Consider the following 17,411-nt stretch of genomic DNA (forward strand, 5'->3'; position numbering starts at 1 on the left):
TGTGAGTTTGTGAGTTTGTGAGTTTGTGAGTTTGTGAGTTTGTGAGTTTGTGAGTTTGTGAGTGACTATAAGTCAAAGTCAATTGAAAGTATGAATTAAAAAGATCAATATACTAGATCTCTTTCATAAATCATTTTTTACTCAGTTCCATATTGTAGATTCCAGCAATTAAATTAAACCTTAACCCCAGTCTTTTGCCTCGGTTTCGATAACGTCCAACAAGAATCTTGAAGGTTTTCAGGCTGCCAAATACATGCTCAATTCCGATTCTTCTTTTATTGATTTCTCGGTTGTAAATTTTGAGTTCAGGATTCAGTTTACAGCGCCTTTTCGCTTTTAAAGGGAACAGGCTATTCGGATACAATTTATAAATCCCCTGATAACCTTTATCTGCAAGAATAAAAGCACCCGTAGGAATTTGATTTAAGTTACGTTTAAATAGCTCGAAATCATGCACAGCACCGCGACTGCTACATAAACTCAGAATTTGCTGAGTTTTGTAGTGAATGATCATCTGTACTTTAAAGGTATGTGCCTTTTTCTTGCCACTATAACTTTTCTTCTGTTTTTTTAGGCCTTTGGATTGGAATTTCTGTGGCATCTACAATCACCACATTCCAGTCTATACCTTCACCATCAGGTAATTCTTTTGGTAAATTAAATAGCCCTGACTGAATCAGGCAATCTTCAACATGACGTACAATTCGGGAAGCCGTCGGCTCTGAAACACCATAACTTGTGGCAACGTGAAATAAGGTTCGGTATTCCCGCCAATAGCTGAGACAAAGTAAAACCTGATCTTCAATGCCAAGCTTGGTTGGTCTACCTTTCGTTGGATCTGCTTTTTTATGTATTCAACGATTAAATCAAAGGTTGACCATGAGATGCCTGTGTATCGCTTAAACTGAGTTTCAAGAAGCTTTTTAAAGTCGAGATATTTCATAGGGGGGATTATGCTTGAAAATATGAAACTTCGCAGGATATCTTTTGATCTAAAAATTGGCTGTTTTTTGATTTATGAAAGAGATACCGTCTGAAACGTCAAGCAAATTATTGAGAATTCATGCTCAATAATCCGCTTGATAAGGTTGTTGGTGTTTGAGTACACCATAACAAAGATGAACAAACTTACTCATCGCAGCTCCAATCGCCATCATTTTGGTTTTACCATTGGCCAATAATCTTTCATTCATCCCTCTAATGTGGGGATTATGCCGAGTTGCGACAATGGCTGCCATATATAAACCGGCACGTATTTTGGAAGAGCCCGCTTTGGATAAACGGCTTCTGCCATGAATAGAGCTACCCGATTGCTTTTGAATGGGGGCCAAGCCAACAAAGGCGGCCGCTTGACTAGCCCTTTCAAAAGTATGGCTGCGCAAGAAACTGAGCATTAATAAACTGGTTCGATCTGCAATAGCTGGAATACTGCTGAGCAGTTCTTTATCATTTCTTAAATCAGGATTCTGATCGATATGAGCATCAATTTGCTGGTCAATACCCTGAATGTGCTTGTTTAACTGCCTAATACTCTTATGGATAGACTGAAGTACAGGTTCCATCGTGAAGGTAGACTCTGCTTTTTCCAAACGATTCTTTTCACGTTGTAAATCTTCACAAAGCACAGCTCTTCTATCTAGCAAAGCATTCAGAAATTGAATATGTTGGGGTAAAGGTTGCCAAAAATGTAGATCGGCAGTCATCGCAAATCGAGCTAGAACTTCACTATCCACCTTGTCTGTTTTATTCAGCTTAGACATACTCTGAGCAAAATATCGAGCTCTGGCAGGATTGGTTACACAGACTTGATAGTCCGCATCAAATAAATATTTAGCCAAGAGTTCATGATAAATAGATGTGGCTTCCATTAAGATAATGGTCTGCGTAGAAGTTGCAGCATGCTGCTTTAGCCAGGTTTGAAGTTGCTCAAAACCTTTTGGTGTATTTGAAAAAGTTTTGGTTTTCTTTTTACTTGCAGAATTTTCTAAAATTAAACAGCAATCAATTTTAGCTTTAGCAACATCAATACCAAGATAAAACATAATCTTTACCTGCTTTATTTATCCAATTATTGTTTTAGCATAACCACCGTCTTTTCTTGTGAATACAGCATCAAAGTGCTTAGTTACCGTCCAGAGTTGTGCAAGTGGTTAGGGCAAATTGTAGGTTTTATCTCTTTCACAGACTAAAAGTCTTAGGTCTATTACAAACTCTACAATTTGCATATAGTGGAAGCTAATCACTACAAGCTCCAAGATACAAGGTCTACTTTCACTGAAAACGCAAATATCTAAAAATACCACTTTTTTCTAGCAGTGTTCTACTCTCAGTAGTATCTATGTTCATCAGTTTACATCTAGTTAATATCTATCTATAAATTTCTAGAATATTCAGATTATAATTACCGTTAGATAGAAACTAAAAAAGACTGATAATGAACTCTGAGCTTGAACTAAAAAATATTGCCAAGAATAAACTGATTCAATTATTGGATTATGTATCTCATCAAGCCGAAGATACTCAAAAAATTCAGTATGAAATTAGTGGTAATCGATTTTATTCTCATGATTTAGAGAAACTACATGGCTTAAAAGTGCTAAATGATGGGGATTGGTGGTTTCAGATTGAACGATTGCAAACTCAACCAGCACCTCAACCTTCTGAAGATCTTGCTTTATATCTTCATATTGATATTGAAACAGAACCAACTATTAAATTTGTTAAGTTAAACCAAATTCTTTCTTTTAAGAAAATTCAGAAATCTCTATTACCATCCAGTATACCAATACCTAATCTGATTGATAAAATTACTGTAATCAAACAGTTGTTTAAAAAATTTGAAACTTATAAGAATAATTGGAGAGATTGGAAGAAAACGAATGATGCAATTAAAAAATCCATTACGGTTTACGATAGATTATTCTCATGGAATACATCGATTAACCTGGGCGGAACAAGTGATGGTGAAGAAGTAGTTGCAGGTTTTGGATTGGTTGATTGGGTACTTCCTACAACTCAAAAACCTTATTCTTATCCTCTAATTACGATCCCTTTAGAAATGGAAATCGAAAAGAATGGCTTAATACGTGTAGGTGCTAAAGATACTCGCGCCAATATAGAAATGGACGCCATTTTATTAGAAGATGATTTACCTACATCCGGGCAAGTAAAATTAGCTTTAAAAGAAAACTTAAATAACGGTCGTTCTCTACAACTATTTCAAGGTGAAACATACTCTGATTTAGTTGAAGCTTTTGTTTCAAATATCTTCTCAAAAGGAGCTGTTGTCGAAGCAGAAAATAGAGCAATACCATCTAAAAGCTTGGCTGTAACATTAACAGCATTATTATTTAGTCGTCCAAAGATGAATTCTATTTTAAGTGATGATGTTGAATTACTTAAAGTTAAATTGAATGATCCTGCTATCTCCATCCCAGAACAGCCATTATCGTTAGTGACAGAATTAGGCAACAGTATTAGTGAAAAAGAGTCGTATAGGTTTAGAGGTCGCTCTGGTACGGAAGGCTTCGGGTTAAAAGTAGAAGAGCTATATTTTCCATTACCTTATAATAAAGAACAGATTACGATTATTCAAAATCTTTTAAATAGTAGTGGTGTCGTAGTACAAGGCCCTCCTGGTACAGGTAAAACACATAGTATTGCGAATATTATCTGCCACTATTTGGCAAATGGGAAAAAAGTGCTGGTTACGGCACAACAATCTCATGTTCTTAAAACAGTACATGAAAAAATTCCAGATGAATTAAAACCTCTGGTTGTAAGCCGAATCGGCTCTAGTAAAGAAAGCAAAAATCAGCTTGAATCTTCAATTGATTTTATTGTGCAAAAAATTACGCAGATGAATGTTGCAGAAGTTCAAAGAACTATTGAAGTTCTAAAGCAACAAATAGATAGCAATCACCATGAAATGGCATTAATTGACCGAGAAATCTATAATTTTGCAGAAAAGCATTATCAAAATATTGAAGTTGATGGTAATAAAAAATTACCAATGGATATCGTACAAAATGTATTAGAGAATCGAGCTTCTTATTCATGGTTTAAAGACCAATTAACTTTAGATGCTAAAGACCAGTTTCCTTTATCTCAAGTAGAGTTGATACAACTTAGAGATTTAAGAAAGAGGATTGGTATAGACTTACAATATATTGATTATGGTCCTCTACCAGAGCCTGACAAATTACTAGATTCAACCAGTCTGAAGAAATTAAGTGATTTTCTGGAAGAAAAAGATCAAATTGAAGAGTTTTTGAAGCAAAATGAACAGCATATTTTCAAAGAAACAACTTCTGAAGCTGAAATTAGTGCACTGAAAGATTGGCTGAAAGCTTATTTGGAAGATTTTCATCTTGTTGTTGATCATGCAGAGCCATGGTTATTGAGATATTTCAATAAGATAAATTCTGAAGATAAAAGTATGGAATTAGATATCTATACAAATTTGATTCAAGAAGTACAACCTTTATTAGAATATAGAAAGATTCTACTCACCGAGCCTTTAGAGTTAAATTTTGAAATACAACCAAACTCCAAGGAGTATCAGGCTGTCGAGCGTGGTGTTGAGACAGGTAAGCCTTTTAATTGGTATCATTTTGGGACTTCAGACTTACAAAGTTTATTTAACTCAATTAAAGTTTCAGGAAAACAGCCTGATACATCCGATGAATGGAAAAGAGTTAAAGAATATATTGATCGAAAACAAACTCTTAATATTTTTATGAGTAAATGGAATAGTATTGCAATGCAATTAGATATTCCTTTAATAGAATTAAGTCAACGTGGGATCGATGAGATATTAAAAGAATTCACACAACTTATTGCTAAAACCCAGAAATGTTTAGACTTGAAGAATAAGTACTTAGATCAATTTAATTTCAATTACTTAAAGGTTTTTAGTAAGGTAAAATCTTTTAGTTTCTATGGTGTATCTGAATACATTAATGAGTTGATTAAATTATTAGATCAGAAGTCAAAAATATTTAATCTAGAAATATATCAACGTCAATTAGCTGATCAAGTTCTTTATTTATCTGTATTTGATAACAAAATATCGAATCAACTTAAAAAGATCGTATGTCAGATTAATTCAGATTCATTAAATGAAAATGAGCTAGTTGAATATACAAATCTGTTTAAGCAATTGATCCACCTGAAAGATTTGGCTACGGACTTTGAAACAGTTAAATCAGCAAGTGCTAAGTTGAGTCAGACAAATGCTTTGACGCTGAGTAAAGATGTTTTAGAAGTTCCTTACATTCAAGAAATTGAGGATCCAATATTGCGTAATACGCTAGTTGATGCTTGGGAATGGAAACGCCTCGAAAATTATATAACAGCGATTAGTAATACAAGTCGAATCGACAATTTATACGAACGTCGTCGCATTCACGAAAAAAAACTATCTCAGAATTATGCCCAACTAGCAGCAAATAAAACTTGGTTAGCATTAAAAGAAAATGCTTCTGAGAAAATTTTAGTTGCTTTGCAGCGTTATAAAATTGCAGTACAGCATTATGGAAAAGGAACGGGTAAAAATGCTGCACGTTATCGAAAAGATGCTCAAGTTGCATTAAAGGAGGCAACAGCAGCAATCCCTTGCTGGGTAATGTCTCATCTTCAAGTGTCTGAATCTATGCCAGCAGAATTAGGACTCTTTGATTTAGTGATTGTTGATGAAGCATCTCAATCATCAATAGATGTTTTACCTGTTTTAATGCGTGCTAAAAAGCTATTGGTTGTTGGAGATAATAAGCAGGTTTCTCCAAGTAATGTTGGATTAGCAAGTGCTCAAATTGATGTACTACGCAATCGTTATCTACATGGACAGCCGCATGCTGCATATCTAACACCAGATATGTCTTTATACGATATGGCCTCTTCTATTTATGAATCGAGTATCATGCTCCTTGAGCACTTCCGATGTCATCCAGCAATTATTGGCTATAGCAATAAAAATTTTTATGGCAACCGTATTAAACCAATGCGATTATCTAAGAAGTCAGAACAATTGAGCCCTGCTTTAGTCTCTATTTATACACCACAGGGATATAGAGAATCTAAAAATAATAAACATATTAATCGAATAGAAGCAAAAGCAATTATTGAGGAAATGAAGTTAATTCTCAAAGATGAGCGGTATGTGAATAGATCGATTGGTATCATTTCATTACTCGGCCCGGCACAAGCTGAATTTATTCAATCAGAAGCATTAAATGAATTTGGTGCCGGAGCTTTGACCCAAGTGCAATTTGCTTGTGGAGATGCTTCAGCATTCCAAGGTGCGGAAAGGGATATCATTTTCTTGTCTATGGTTGCAGATCCCGAAAATTGCCATGCATTAAGTCGATCAGATCATGAACAGAGATTTAACGTGGCTGCTAGCCGTGCTCGTGAAAGAATGTATCTTGTTCACTCAGTAAATCGTGATCACATATCGCCAAAAGATCTTCGATTAAATTTAATCAATCATTTCTATGATGTACAAGAAGATAGAAAAGCATCCTTTGAAGCAAAACTAGAGCTGTGTGAATCGGAGTTCGAAAAATCTGTCTTCACTGTATTACATGAAATGGGATATACGGTGACTCCACAGATTAAAGTTGGAAGCTATCGAATTGATTTAGTTGTTGAGTCTGATGGAGATCAACGCCTAGCTGTTGAATGTGATGGGGATAGTTATCATGACCCAGAACAATGGCATGATGATATGGTTCGCCAACGCGCATTAGAACGAGCGGGGTGGACATTCTGGAGATGTTTTGCATCAAGCTGGGAAATAGAACGCTTTAATATGCTTCAATCTTTGCAGTCAAAATTAGATTCAATGGGAATTAAACCTACACATGGAATGAGCAGTTTGATTCAGGATGTAGAACAAAAAGTTTGGATAGATGAAGAATCTGAAATTAGTGCTGAAAATGATATCAAGGAAGATTTATTAGCGGTTTAGTTGTTTAAGATATTTTTGTTATTCGACTTTACTGCATTAAAAAGTAAAGTAAGCATCTAGTAAACCTTATTTAACTCAACTGAGGCTTACTGGATGCTTAAATTTTTACTTAATTAGAAGTTGTTTAATCTGCTCAGTTAAAACGTCTTTAACAGATTTCTTTTCTTTCAGTGCATACATTTTTAACTCTGTGTGCATATCTTCTGGTAAATCAAAATTCACCCGAATAGTCTTTACGCTTTCAGATATATCTTCAAGTTTAGTCTCTTTTGCGCCTTTACTAGGGCGACCAGCTTGCAATAAACTCATTTACTTAAATACTCCAAGAATCAAATGAGTAAAAACTCAATTACTCAAAAAATCAAATGAGTAAAAACTCAATTACTTAAAAAATTATTAATAATTTCAGATGCTAAAGCATCAACTTCCTTAGCTGCATCACTGCTTGGTTCCATGTCTAATACAGTTGTACCATTAGCAGCACTGGTTGGATAAATCACCCGTTGAGTAATTTTAGTTTCCATTACAGGTAATTCATAACCCAATAAGGCCTCTGAAATCTCAGCGCCAATCTTTGTGCCTTTAATTGCTCGCGATACTACAAATGCAGCCTGTAGTTTTCCATCGGTCAATTCAATACGCTGTTTAACCAAATCAACTAAATCTGAAGTTGCCCAAATATCGTATGGTGATGGCTGTACAGGAATCAAAACAAAGTCAGCCGCTTTCGTTGCTGAGATTGCAAGATCTGATGCCTGTGGTGCACCATCCACAACAATAAAGTCTTTTTTGGCAATAGATTTTAAATCACGGTCAATCGTTGGGCGGTCAATACCAATAACTGTAACTGGATTTTCCTCATCAACTGCCGCCCAGTCACGCGCACTACCTTGTGGATCAGAATCAACCAATAAAACACTGTAGCCTTGTTTTTGTAATGCTCTTGCGAGGTGGGTTGCAATCGTAGTCTTTCCAGAACCACCTTTTTGATTCAAGACAGCAATGACTTTCATTTATCCCTCTTGTGAGTTTTTACTCAAATGATTTAAAACTCATTTGAGTATATGAGTTTTTAAGTAAAAATCAACTTAGATTTTAAATCCTAATCTTTCCAAATCTTTCAAATACTTCCGCACAAATTCAGGCTTAGCCAATTTTCTAATTAAACGCATTTCAACATCATTATACTCTTCTCCAGCTTCAGCAAACTTACTGGAAAATGCATGATCATGAGCTAATTTATTTGCAAATAATAAAATCTGCTTTTCAGTCATTAAACCATTAAAGGAGTCAGGAGTATTGATATCCTTATCAGTAAGAAGATGATTCGGTTTATTCCGCTTATGTGTAAATTTAAATTGGAAACCAGTAATCACCCGACCAGATTTAAACTGTTCATACTCTGCAGTGATATCTGTAAATTTATTAATTTGCTCGATCGCAGGTTCTAATACGCGACTCTTGAAGTGATTCATCGCTTTATATTCATGTTCAGCTAGACCAAGTTTATAACGAAAATCATATATTTCTATCACTGGCGTTTTTTCTACATCTCTCCATGCAATTAGCATCTCATATAAACGAATTGCATATTTACTAGTAAGCTGGCTGACTTGCTTTAGCTGGTAACTTGTAAAATTCTGCTCTAAACGCGTAATTAATGGAACAACATCTATTGTAAAAGCGACTTCTAAAATTGCAGAATCATCAATATAAGCAATTTTCTGAACCCAACGTGACTTTACTGTTTTTTTATTTCCTGTTTCAGTATCAATAATTGAATAACTAAATTGACGTCCAAATAAGTTATGAACAGCATTCTTTAGTGCTTCATAAGCTGCGTGCTTATCAACACCAAAACGTTGCATATAATCACTCGCATGAATACGAATTGTACTAGTTGCATCAATTACTGTTCCTGTCTCTCGTGCTATTACAATAGACAATAAAATGAGGCGTTGTTCTGAAACTTCTAAATTGTAACTTGCATTAATTAAGGCATTATCTTTTACAACTAAGTCGCCCATTATTCGCTCTTATTTAGATTTTCAATAAAGATACATTAAATCACAACGTGATTAATAGCACAATATCAAACAATGTGACACTAAGGTGGGGAATTGTGTCTTTATCGGTGGGGAATTGTGTCTTTATCGGTGGGGAATTGTGTCTTTATCGGTGGGGAATTGTGTCTTTATATCTTCTGAAATGCTTATATACAAAGGCTTTCAAACTTTCTAAAAACATTAAAAATGATTAAAAATAATTAAAAACCTTTTTTATATTTTTAAATTTAATTTTTTTAATTTTTTTTACACAAAATTTAATTCTAAATTGAATTTAAAAAAGATTAGGTGGGGAATTGTGTCTTTATCATCATAAAATTTTAACTGAGTAAGACATTTTGAGATTCAAGTACATCTTGTATTCCTTACTTAAAGACAGAATTTACTATTAATTTAAAAAAATTTTGTGTACTAATTAATTTAAAAAAGATTAGGTGGGGAATTGTGTCTTTATAGCGATAACAAGAAGAATTAGATTAAAAAAATACTTAAATAACATTAATATAAAAAAAATATTAAAAAATTATTTCTTATCTCAAATTAGTTATAGCCTAAGTTTTACTTAGTCTACTTCAAGTAAATTTACATAAAAGAGTAAATTAAAGCTGATAACGACCTTTATGTTATACTGAACTAAGATATATCGTTTCTTCTAAAGGGTAGTACCATGTTAGTGACCACCGAACAGAAAAAAAAATACATTCAGGCGACTCGTCTTAAAAACTACCAGGCTAGCCTCAAATTAGAAGGTTTAAAAAGTGCTACGACTTCTAATGATCTAACCAAAACCCAAATTTTGCAGAAATATCAGCGTTCTACCCAAAATACAGATGCATGATACTTCGCAGTATGGATAAATATGGTGAAGTCGGGGATAGCTTATATTGCTATCCTGGAACCAACATCTTAAGGAATCAATTACAGATTCAGGATGAAGCCATTCTGCAACAGGCGGAGCTTGAACTCAGTCAACTTGCCAGTATGCAGATCGAGTATGAAGAACCTCCCTATGATCTGAATTATCTTAAAAAAATTCATGCCAGCTTATTTTCAGATTTGTACCTGTGGGCAGGTGAGTTCAGGCAAGTCGATATTGCCAAAGGGGATACCCGTTTTTGTACCTTTAGCCGTATTGAGGTTGAAGCCAATAAGCTCTTAGCCAAACTCCAACAGCAGCAGTATTTCCAGCATCAGCCCTTGGATCAGCTCATTGAAAGCATTGCCGATTTGTATTGTGAACTGAATGTGATTCACCCGTTCCGGGAAGGTAATGGTCGTACACAGCGTATTTTCTTTGAACATCTTCTGGCCTATTGTGGTTATGGGGTAGATTGGTCCCAGATCCAATCACAGCAGCAATGGGTACAAGCCAACATTGAAGGCTTCTATGGTCAATTACAGGGTCTAATCAACATCTTTGAAGCCTGTATCATAATTCCAGAATAAGGGCTCTAAATAAGTAAACTCACACAGGAAATTAAACTCCTACAATCAATCATTTGATCATGAATAGGCTTAGGGCATCTCCATCTCTTCTCTTATCTTTTAATGTGTCAAATTTAACTTCAAAGATAAGCTCTAAATATTTGAATAATTTGTTGTCATCATTATTTTTAATCAATTTTATATCTGAATATTCATTTCTATATATCTATTTGCGTTATTAAATACCATTAATGAGTTGTTTTGAGCTTTATAGAGCTTTGCTATTATCTATAGTGCAAAGTGCTCAACTCTCTCAACATTCCCCCAGCCGTCGAGCAAGCTCTTTGGGCTGATGGTGAACGTTGAGAGAGTTTCGGCAATACTCACCCTAAGAGCCTGCAAAAATTGCCTGCTCTTAAAGTATTGCCGAATGCCAATTTCGGGCTGACGGAGCCACGCATCGGTCGTATCTGCAGTAGGTAATTGTGCTTTCCTACATAGGCTGAGATTACGATTCACACACCGCATCGACACGTTCCCAAACCAACTGAACCCAACTATCTCCGCAAGGGTTTCCCCAATATACGATTTAAGCCAAGTATTCAGCTACTCATCACGTTGTTGCTTTGTCGATATACCCTAGTAGCAACTCTTGCTCTAAATGCCTTAGAACAATCGCGATGGCGCGCTAGCGTCGCTTAATCCTTCCACCCACGCCATCGTCAACATGCCTCTTTAGCAAAGCCAAAAAAAGAGGCTGATATGTAGACACGTGGAGCGTAGCAAAAAAAAATTTTTGGCCGCTCGATTGATGGGGTTTTCAGGCGTTTTCATCAAAAAAAGTTGTAAATCACACTTAAACAGTGATTTTTTTACTATTTTTGATGAAATTATGAGCATCAACCTTAGCGCGGAGCGCAGATTGCTGCGGACGATTTCTGTGATTTCGAAATTTATGTCGGGATCTAAGCGGGATGAAGCGGGGATGACGTAACAACATGGTGAACGATCAATCTAAGGGTTGGGATTGATCTTTTAAAGCAGTATAGCGCCATTAGGCATTGAGGCGTGCTGAATGACACCAAGGCGAATTATTAGCAGGCATCCATGCGGATCTTGCAGGGAAGAATCGGATCAGGCTGATTCGGTATCGCTCTCTTCATCGCTATATTCAAACAGCTCATTCATGCTGCAATTAAAGAACTTACACAGTTTATCGGCAACCGGCAGTTCAATTCTGACGGCTCGATCATAGTACATACTGGTCAATGTATTACGGTTGATGCCTGTGGCAGTGGCCACGTCGCTCAGCTTTAAAATTCTACGGTCGCCCATCAGGCTGGATAACTTGCAATGAATCATATAGTCTTCTAAAAATATAAAATAACCTGCTGCAAGTTATTTTTATTGCAATTTAGCGAATACTTTGATAATTTATAACCTGCAGCAGGTTATATCTACCTTTTACAAGTATTATTTCCTCGTTACACAGCGATTATAACTTGTAATCCAGAACGATAGAACCCGAGACAACATCAATTGCAAAAAAGGTTTTATCATGATGACACCCCATGAATTATGGATTAGCCCGGAAGCCAGGTCTTTAGGCTATCAATTGATCAGAGAACTGAACGTGGCCATGGGTTTCGGCATGGCCAGTTATCTGGACGTCAATCACTGTTATAACAATCATGAAGCCATTCTGATCTGGCTAGACCATTTGCTGGCCGTCCAGCCCGAAGTCAATACGTCCGATTCAGTGAAAATGGCATTGTTAAAACATTTTCCAGAATCGAGCTATGTACTGGCCTAAAGCATGATTCTTCACTTAGGCTTTTTTGAGCTCTCTCGTCTAGAAGCCAAAGTCATGACCATAGCCACTTTTCTGAGGTTTAGATTCATTCCGCTGCTGCGGTTCCACGGGTGGCGTTAGATCGGGTTGAGGTCGATTTGTCTGACGTTCATGGGATGGAATCTCCGTTTGGGTTTGTCGCTGTTCGAGAAGTTCTTTGCGGATCACGGGAATCTGATACTGCTGGGCAATCGCTTCCACCTGCGCCTTGAATTCCTCGTTGCCGGAGATCATGACTTCTCCATATCGCGCGTGGGCCAGAAATAGGGCATCACGGACATGAACCTCCAGCGGACTGACGACAGTAATATATGCCTGATAGGTGTTTTCAATAAAGGCCGTTTGATTCAGCTCTCGGTCAATATAAAACTGATGCTCAAACTGACAAATGATTTGATATCGATCAGCGGGAAAGTGCACTAGGGGTTTCACTTCAGTCTCGATGCGTTGACATGCACTGAGCGAATTTGAAGTTAAATTGATCTCAGAAACCTCGAGGAACTGTTGCTGCAGCCGGGATTTGCGCTGTTCGAACTGTAATTCTTGCATCACCTCATTTAAAAAATCCGGATCTCTCTCGGGTAACACAATCTCTTCAATCACCAGTTTCGAACCACCCTGAGGCTGTGGCTTGTTGATGATTTTGGCTGTTTTTCGTTTTAATAAATTGTATTCAAGTTTCAAGGCAATCTGCCAAACACAATCAAGATCTTGCGCATTAAAATATTGCCGGTTCTGCGCGATCGGTTGAGTACAGAGTACACTTTTCAAGCGCAGCATCAGATTGTTGCGATCCGGCGCCGGCAAGTTGAAATTAAAAAATTCGTCGCTGTATTCTTTCAGGTTTCGCTCCAGTCGATCAGTATTCACCTGACAGCAACTCAGCAACAAATTGGCTTTAAAAATCGAGGTCTGCAGATTGTGATGTTGCTGAAAGTGCTGATATAACTGGTCAAAGAATACCTCGAGATCGGCGGATGCGATCTGCTCCAGTCGCGGCAGCTCGTGGCGAGGATTGGGATCTTCGATCCGATGATTGAGATGCAGCAGGGCAATTTTCGCCTGTTGTTGAAACGATGGTTCCCCAGAAAATTCAATTGGGATATGTGCATCAATGAGCTGTAGACATTGCTGAATTCGCGGTATGGAATACTGGCTAAACATCTGGATGCCGTGTTGATTCATCACCGCAATCGGCTCATGTTTAAGCTGCTTGTCATAGATCAGCTGCGCCTGACGGCATTGGGGATTGGGTGCATGAATAAAATTGCCAGACTGACGCTGATCCAGCAGAAACTGCTGCACAATGACCAGTGGATGTTCCCGATTGAGATGCGAGATAAAATCCGTGTAGGAGGTAATCTGTGCCGAATTTATCTTTGATGATGACAAGAACCGTTGTCCCAGCTCATCCTTGAACAGTTCATCCTTCACTAACTTGGCCGTCAATTGCCGGTGACTCAGTGCATACTGGCTGCGTCGATGGGCACGGTCATGTTGCTGTCGCTCAGCATGCTGATCATCCAGTGCGGTCTGGATCCGCGCCAAGGCAATTGATGGATACTTCTGTTGTTGCTGTTGAATTTGCAGATCTCTTTCAACATTTTGATAAGATTCATGATCCAGTTTGATCTTAGCTGAGGCCTGCTGATGCTGAACGGTGATCTGGTCTTTCTGTGTCTTTAGCGCGAGATAGATCGTGTGCAATTCTGCGACCAGATAATCTTCAGCTTTGAAGAGATGAAATGGATGGATCTTTGTCTTGCTGGACTGAGAGACTCCCCGGGACTGGACCTCCTGATCCGGGACGGCTTGGAGACGGATTCCCTCGGCTGCGGCCTGATACGGTCCCCAGTGATGCTGCAGCTGGGGCAGGGTCGCTTGCTTTTGACAAAACAACGAGGCTTTAAAGGTGATCTGTTCAGAGAAGGTCTTTAACTGAAACACAGCGCCATTACGTTTCTTTTCAAACGTCAGTCCTTTTTCCGCCAGCGCCTGATGCCACTCCGGCCAGCTGTTGACGCGACGCAAAATATTCTGGACGGCCGTCTCCACATACAGCTGATAGCTTTTTGCGAAATCAATCTTCTGTTGCAGTGCACTCGGTTGTTGATGCCGGGAAGCCTGATCTAAAATTTGTGTGGGGAGTTTCTCAGCCGCAGGGACCGATTGATAATCCGGATTGCGGACCACAGTTTTAGATTGTTGATGGTAAACAAACATCGGATTGGGTTCGGAACGCCAGCCCTGCGTCGCTTCAATTTCTGCAGCACTGCGATGCAGTGCATTCAGAATCCAGCCGTCACCTAAGTTGACACATTTGTGCTGCTGATGCTGATTTTTCTCAATAGGGTGAATCTTGTTGATCACCACATGATAATGCGCATTGTCGGTATCAAGATGCATTGCATACTGCACCTGTAACGCTTCAGCATTTAAATGCCGCAGTAGAATATCGATCTGCTGTTCAATTTGCTCAATGCTTGGCACTTCGAATTTTTTAAAACTTGCCACCAGGTGCACAATCGGGTCTTCGACACGACGATTTAAACTGGCGGTCTGCAGCATCTCGATTTTTTGTTGTTCCGAGTCATCATCCAGAAAATTCCTGGAATTGGCATAGACACATTTTTCAAGCAGCGCATCTTCATTCCACGCTGGCTGAGAGACAAATGGCTGACGGATATAATTGCTAAGATTTTGTGCGCGGGTATTTTCGGGATTTTGAATATAGTTCAATAGCCCATTGACGCGCTGTTTTAGGGATGTTGAGCGAGTATTTGCAATCAGCTTCAGAATCATGCGAGATGCACTCCTCGACTTAATTTGCGCACGATCAATTTAAGCGCCTCGATCAGTGCTTCAAGATCCGTCGCATGATCCGCCCGTTCAGCTGCGGAGAGACAATCGTCACGCTGTAAAATTTGTTTGAGCTGCAATGCAATGATGCGCAGCTCTTGAATTTGTGCCAGCTCTACATGTGCCGACGGCCTTTGGCTGAACAGCTGCTGCCGGATCACTTCTGACTGATTCAAATCGAGTTGCTGACATAGCTCAGCCAGTTGTCGATGTTCTGCATCGCTAAGTCGAATCAGAATTTGTTTATTGCGCATGCAATGCTCCGTGTTTTTTTTAAAGTGTTTATAAAGTTTTAGACTCGGCATCAGTGAGTTCGAATGAGGAGCAGATGTCAGCAATAGCGATCCATTGCCGCATCCCGTCGTTGTCTCTATGCCTCGGTTTTAGTGTACAAATGAGGATCAGCAAAAAGCCAGAAAACGGCCAAAAAGTGAGGTTTTTAGGTTTATTTTATTGATGTGTTTTTTAGGAATATCGCCCGAACTATGAATAAGAGTCCGTCAGATTTTTATGAATTTTTTCGCAAATCAATCCAAAAACAAAAAGTCGTGAGATTTGGAGATGAACTGATGCAGTTGGACCATCAGGCATCGGTTGCATTTGAATGCTGCATTTTTTTATTGGGACGGCAATCTGCCTGAGTCGAGTGACGGGAAGTGATAACCTTCGATATCCAACATTCTATCCACTGGGGTACAGTCGCTTGCTGTATAATCATCTTCTTCAAGATCGAATGACCAGTGTGTTGATTGGCGATATAACCAGTCCACAGAAAATCACATCAGTTGCAGCATGGATCATATATAGATGATGCACAAGCGCTAGATTCATTGAATAACACCGTATTCAAAGCACAATAAAATAACAAGGAGCATACCGATGAATCAACATCAGCAAGCCTGTGAACAAGACCATCAACAGGTCAGTGAAACCGCAGCATTAACCAAACAGGATCAGATTCAACTCAGTGATGCTGAATTTGAACATTTGCAGCAGCTGGTGAATACCCCACCAAAGGTTTCGGAGCGCTTAATACAAGCCGCGCAACTGTTAGATCAGGACGGCTTTTAACATCACAATATTGCGATGAATACTGAAACATCAATTACTGCATGTTAAGAAAGGCCAGAATATTCTTCATCCCGTCCAGCCTCTTCATTTGTTGCATTGGAATGCCATGGGTCATCTGATTGGGTGACTGCATAAACTGTTGCATCCAGACCGCATCACCACCCGTCATGGCAAATAAACGTTTAAAAATCTGCACCAGATACATCGCCCTTTGTCCGGTTTCCGTGTGTGGATCTAACTCGGGCAGTGCTTCTGGCTGGGTAATGCTTGCAGGATCTAGACCGAGAATATCACTGAGCTGAACAGAACTCAGGTTTAGTTGGGTAGCAACATTCATCACCGCTTTTGCCAAGACCCGTTGTTCGGCTGTTGGTTCTAATCGATTCATAAGCTCTCTCCGGTTTTAGGTTCATTCCCTGAATATGAATATGAACATCAAAAATGTGGATTTATTTTTTAGCAAGACTGTCTCATTGGCAGCACTATTGCTGACAAATGAATGTGTAACAAAACGGCTTTGAACGTGTAACAAAGCTCGAAAATACCCCCTTTGAATGTGTCACAAAGCTCAAAAAACGATCACTTGAACGTGTAACGAAGTACTAAAAACCCTCGATTTGAACGTGTAACGAACGTCCAAAAAACTTACAGGATGGAACAATGTATATCACATTGTTCAAGTCTATAAAATCTCGAGCTCGCTCACGCTCGGTCTCAATTTTTACCCTCTCAAAATATGGAGAAAACAGCAAAAATAAGCCATTTTCTCTGTTAATAAAGCAGTCACTGTAGACTGCTGAAAGCTATATTTTTATGAGATTTCCTCGTTGAGCAGCTCAAGTTTTCTTTTTTAGCATTCACTCAGAGATCAAATGCTAAAAAAAAGGAATGACAGTTTAGAAAATTAATCGTCAAAGTTGAAGAAATTCTCCGGAAAACAAGAGATGAACGCTTTTCGAATATCACTATATTCACCCTCTGGATTTTCTTCCAGATAACGTCGGGTCCAAATCAGGGTGGCTTCATAATCATTAAAGCTCTGGTCTAGTTGTAAAAAAAGCCAAAGTTCATGCGCTTTTTGAATGAAAAAGTCATTCATGATCATGAGGGCAATTTTCTTTTCATTGATTGAGTTAGGATATGAGTACATAGGACATTTCTCCGATAG

Annotated in this window: 16 protein-coding genes; 5 read left to right on the forward strand and 11 right to left on the reverse strand. The window is 38.3% G+C overall.

The window, feature by feature from the left end; all coding sequences use genetic code 11:
• Positions 1–130 precede the first annotated feature (130 nt).
• The 3 genes from LVY74_RS15380 to LVY74_RS15390 form a co-directional block, all read right to left on the reverse strand.
• Positions 131–601, reverse strand: coding sequence for a transposase family protein (locus LVY74_RS15380; protein ID WP_237815790.1), 471 nt, complete (start codon positions 599–601; stop codon positions 131–133).
• Entirely contained in the window at positions 549–854 is a 306-nt protein-coding gene (locus LVY74_RS15385) for a transposase family protein (RefSeq protein WP_330848029.1), read from the reverse strand. Before LVY74_RS15385 ends, LVY74_RS15380 begins: the two co-directional genes overlap by 53 nt.
• 213 nt (positions 855–1,067) lie before the next feature.
• Positions 1,068–2,042: an IS110 family transposase gene (locus tag LVY74_RS15390; protein ID WP_237815791.1), complete on the reverse strand. Its 975-nt coding sequence runs from the start codon at positions 2,040–2,042 to the stop codon at positions 1,068–1,070.
• A 392-nt stretch (positions 2,043–2,434) separates the two neighbouring features.
• Here LVY74_RS15390 and LVY74_RS15395 point away from each other — a divergent pair, with 392 nt between their 5' ends.
• Positions 2,435–6,970 carry an AAA domain-containing protein gene (locus LVY74_RS15395; protein WP_237815792.1) on the forward strand — a complete coding sequence of 1,512 codons (4,536 nt, stop codon included), beginning with the start codon at positions 2,435–2,437 and terminating at the stop codon, positions 6,968–6,970.
• A gap of 105 nt (positions 6,971–7,075) precedes the next feature.
• Here the strand turns inward: LVY74_RS15395 and LVY74_RS15400 are convergent, their stop codons facing one another.
• The 3 genes from LVY74_RS15400 to repM all read right to left on the reverse strand — a co-directional run bounded on the left by LVY74_RS15400 (position 7,076) and on the right by repM (position 8,997).
• Positions 7,076–7,279, reverse strand: a complete 204-nt coding sequence (locus LVY74_RS15400) for a chromosome partitioning protein ParB (protein ID WP_237815793.1) — start codon at positions 7,277–7,279, stop codon at positions 7,076–7,078.
• A 68-nt stretch (positions 7,280–7,347) separates the two neighbouring features.
• Positions 7,348–7,983: a ParA family partition ATPase gene (parA, locus tag LVY74_RS15405; RefSeq protein ID WP_237815794.1), complete on the reverse strand. Its 636-nt coding sequence runs from the start codon at positions 7,981–7,983 to the stop codon at positions 7,348–7,350.
• A 75-nt stretch (positions 7,984–8,058) separates the two neighbouring features.
• Positions 8,059–8,997 carry a replication initiation protein RepM gene (gene repM, locus LVY74_RS15410; RefSeq protein WP_269091429.1) on the reverse strand — a complete coding sequence of 313 codons (939 nt, stop codon included), beginning with the start codon at positions 8,995–8,997 and terminating at the stop codon, positions 8,059–8,061.
• Positions 8,998–9,703: 706 nt separating this feature from the next.
• On the opposite strand from repM, the gene LVY74_RS15415 reads away from it, so the two are divergent.
• Together LVY74_RS15415 and LVY74_RS15420 are read left to right on the forward strand one after the other, a co-directional pair.
• The gene (locus tag LVY74_RS15415; protein ID WP_237815795.1) at positions 9,704–9,874 is read left to right on the forward strand and encodes a YhfG family protein; all 171 of its coding nucleotides are present in this window, start codon (positions 9,704–9,706) and stop codon (positions 9,872–9,874) included.
• An 11-nt stretch (positions 9,875–9,885) separates the two neighbouring features.
• Entirely contained in the window at positions 9,886–10,482 is a 597-nt protein-coding gene (locus LVY74_RS15420) for a putative adenosine monophosphate-protein transferase Fic (RefSeq protein ID WP_237815796.1), read from the forward strand.
• Between the two features lie 1,113 nt (positions 10,483–11,595).
• Here LVY74_RS15420 and LVY74_RS15425 read toward each other — a convergent pair.
• Positions 11,596–11,823, reverse strand: coding sequence for a helix-turn-helix domain-containing protein (locus LVY74_RS15425; protein ID WP_237815797.1), 228 nt, complete (start codon positions 11,821–11,823; stop codon positions 11,596–11,598).
• A 196-nt stretch (positions 11,824–12,019) separates the two neighbouring features.
• Between LVY74_RS15425 and LVY74_RS15430 the strand changes: the two genes are divergently transcribed.
• Positions 12,020–12,274: a hypothetical protein gene (locus LVY74_RS15430; RefSeq protein ID WP_237815798.1), complete on the forward strand. Its 255-nt coding sequence runs from the start codon at positions 12,020–12,022 to the stop codon at positions 12,272–12,274.
• Between the two features lie 39 nt (positions 12,275–12,313).
• On the opposite strand, the gene LVY74_RS15435 is transcribed toward LVY74_RS15430, so the two are convergent.
• The gene (locus tag LVY74_RS15435) at positions 12,314–15,115 is read right to left on the reverse strand and encodes a relaxase/mobilization nuclease domain-containing protein (RefSeq protein WP_237815799.1); all 2,802 of its coding nucleotides are present in this window, start codon (positions 15,113–15,115) and stop codon (positions 12,314–12,316) included.
• On the reverse strand, positions 15,112–15,426 hold the full coding sequence (locus LVY74_RS15440) for an ABC transporter substrate-binding protein (RefSeq protein ID WP_237815800.1): 315 nt from the start codon (positions 15,424–15,426) through the stop codon (positions 15,112–15,114). Before LVY74_RS15440 ends, LVY74_RS15435 begins: the two co-directional genes overlap by 4 nt.
• 625 nt (positions 15,427–16,051) lie before the next feature.
• On the opposite strand from LVY74_RS15440, the gene LVY74_RS15445 reads away from it, so the two are divergent.
• The gene (locus LVY74_RS15445; RefSeq protein ID WP_237815801.1) at positions 16,052–16,243 is read left to right on the forward strand and encodes a type II toxin -antitoxin system TacA 1-like antitoxin; all 192 of its coding nucleotides are present in this window, start codon (positions 16,052–16,054) and stop codon (positions 16,241–16,243) included.
• Between the two features lie 34 nt (positions 16,244–16,277).
• Here the strand turns inward: LVY74_RS15445 and LVY74_RS15450 are convergent, their stop codons facing one another.
• Together LVY74_RS15450 and LVY74_RS15455 are read right to left on the reverse strand one after the other, a co-directional pair.
• The gene (locus tag LVY74_RS15450) at positions 16,278–16,631 is read right to left on the reverse strand and encodes an antitoxin Xre-like helix-turn-helix domain-containing protein (RefSeq protein WP_237815802.1); all 354 of its coding nucleotides are present in this window, start codon (positions 16,629–16,631) and stop codon (positions 16,278–16,280) included.
• 516 nt (positions 16,632–17,147) lie between these two features.
• The gene (locus LVY74_RS15455; RefSeq protein ID WP_237815803.1) at positions 17,148–17,393 is read right to left on the reverse strand and encodes a hypothetical protein; all 246 of its coding nucleotides are present in this window, start codon (positions 17,391–17,393) and stop codon (positions 17,148–17,150) included.
• Between the last annotated feature and the right edge of the window lie 18 nt (positions 17,394–17,411).

The sequence above is a fragment of the Acinetobacter sp. ME22 genome (genome assembly GCF_022012315.1).
GTDB lineage: Bacteria > Pseudomonadota > Gammaproteobacteria > Pseudomonadales > Moraxellaceae > Acinetobacter > Acinetobacter brisouii_A.

Excerpts from the sequence above, each read along its gene's own strand:
- LVY74_RS15380 (WP_237815790.1), bottom strand. The coding sequence starts at position 601 with ATGCCACAGAAATTCCAATCCAAAGGCCTAAAAAAACAGAAGAAAAGT.
- LVY74_RS15390 (WP_237815791.1), bottom strand. The coding sequence starts at position 2,042 with ATGTTTTATCTTGGTATTGATGTTGCTAAAGCTAAAATTGATTGCTGT.
- LVY74_RS15395 (WP_237815792.1), top strand. The coding sequence starts at position 2,435 with ATGAACTCTGAGCTTGAACTAAAAAATATTGCCAAGAATAAACTGATT.
- LVY74_RS15400 (WP_237815793.1), bottom strand. The coding sequence starts at position 7,279 with ATGAGTTTATTGCAAGCTGGTCGCCCTAGTAAAGGCGCAAAAGAGACT.
- parA (WP_237815794.1), bottom strand. The coding sequence starts at position 7,983 with ATGAAAGTCATTGCTGTCTTGAATCAAAAAGGTGGTTCTGGAAAGACT.
- repM (WP_269091429.1), bottom strand. The coding sequence starts at position 8,997 with ATGGGCGACTTAGTTGTAAAAGATAATGCCTTAATTAATGCAAGTTAC.
- LVY74_RS15415 (WP_237815795.1), top strand. The coding sequence starts at position 9,704 with ATGTTAGTGACCACCGAACAGAAAAAAAAATACATTCAGGCGACTCGT.
- LVY74_RS15420 (WP_237815796.1), top strand. The coding sequence starts at position 9,886 with ATGGATAAATATGGTGAAGTCGGGGATAGCTTATATTGCTATCCTGGA.
- LVY74_RS15425 (WP_237815797.1), bottom strand. The coding sequence starts at position 11,823 with ATGATTCATTGCAAGTTATCCAGCCTGATGGGCGACCGTAGAATTTTA.
- LVY74_RS15430 (WP_237815798.1), top strand. The coding sequence starts at position 12,020 with ATGATGACACCCCATGAATTATGGATTAGCCCGGAAGCCAGGTCTTTA.
- LVY74_RS15435 (WP_237815799.1), bottom strand. The coding sequence starts at position 15,115 with ATGATTCTGAAGCTGATTGCAAATACTCGCTCAACATCCCTAAAACAG.
- LVY74_RS15440 (WP_237815800.1), bottom strand. The coding sequence starts at position 15,426 with ATGCGCAATAAACAAATTCTGATTCGACTTAGCGATGCAGAACATCGA.
- LVY74_RS15445 (WP_237815801.1), top strand. The coding sequence starts at position 16,052 with ATGAATCAACATCAGCAAGCCTGTGAACAAGACCATCAACAGGTCAGT.
- LVY74_RS15450 (WP_237815802.1), bottom strand. The coding sequence starts at position 16,631 with ATGAATCGATTAGAACCAACAGCCGAACAACGGGTCTTGGCAAAAGCG.
- LVY74_RS15455 (WP_237815803.1), bottom strand. The coding sequence starts at position 17,393 with ATGTACTCATATCCTAACTCAATCAATGAAAAGAAAATTGCCCTCATG.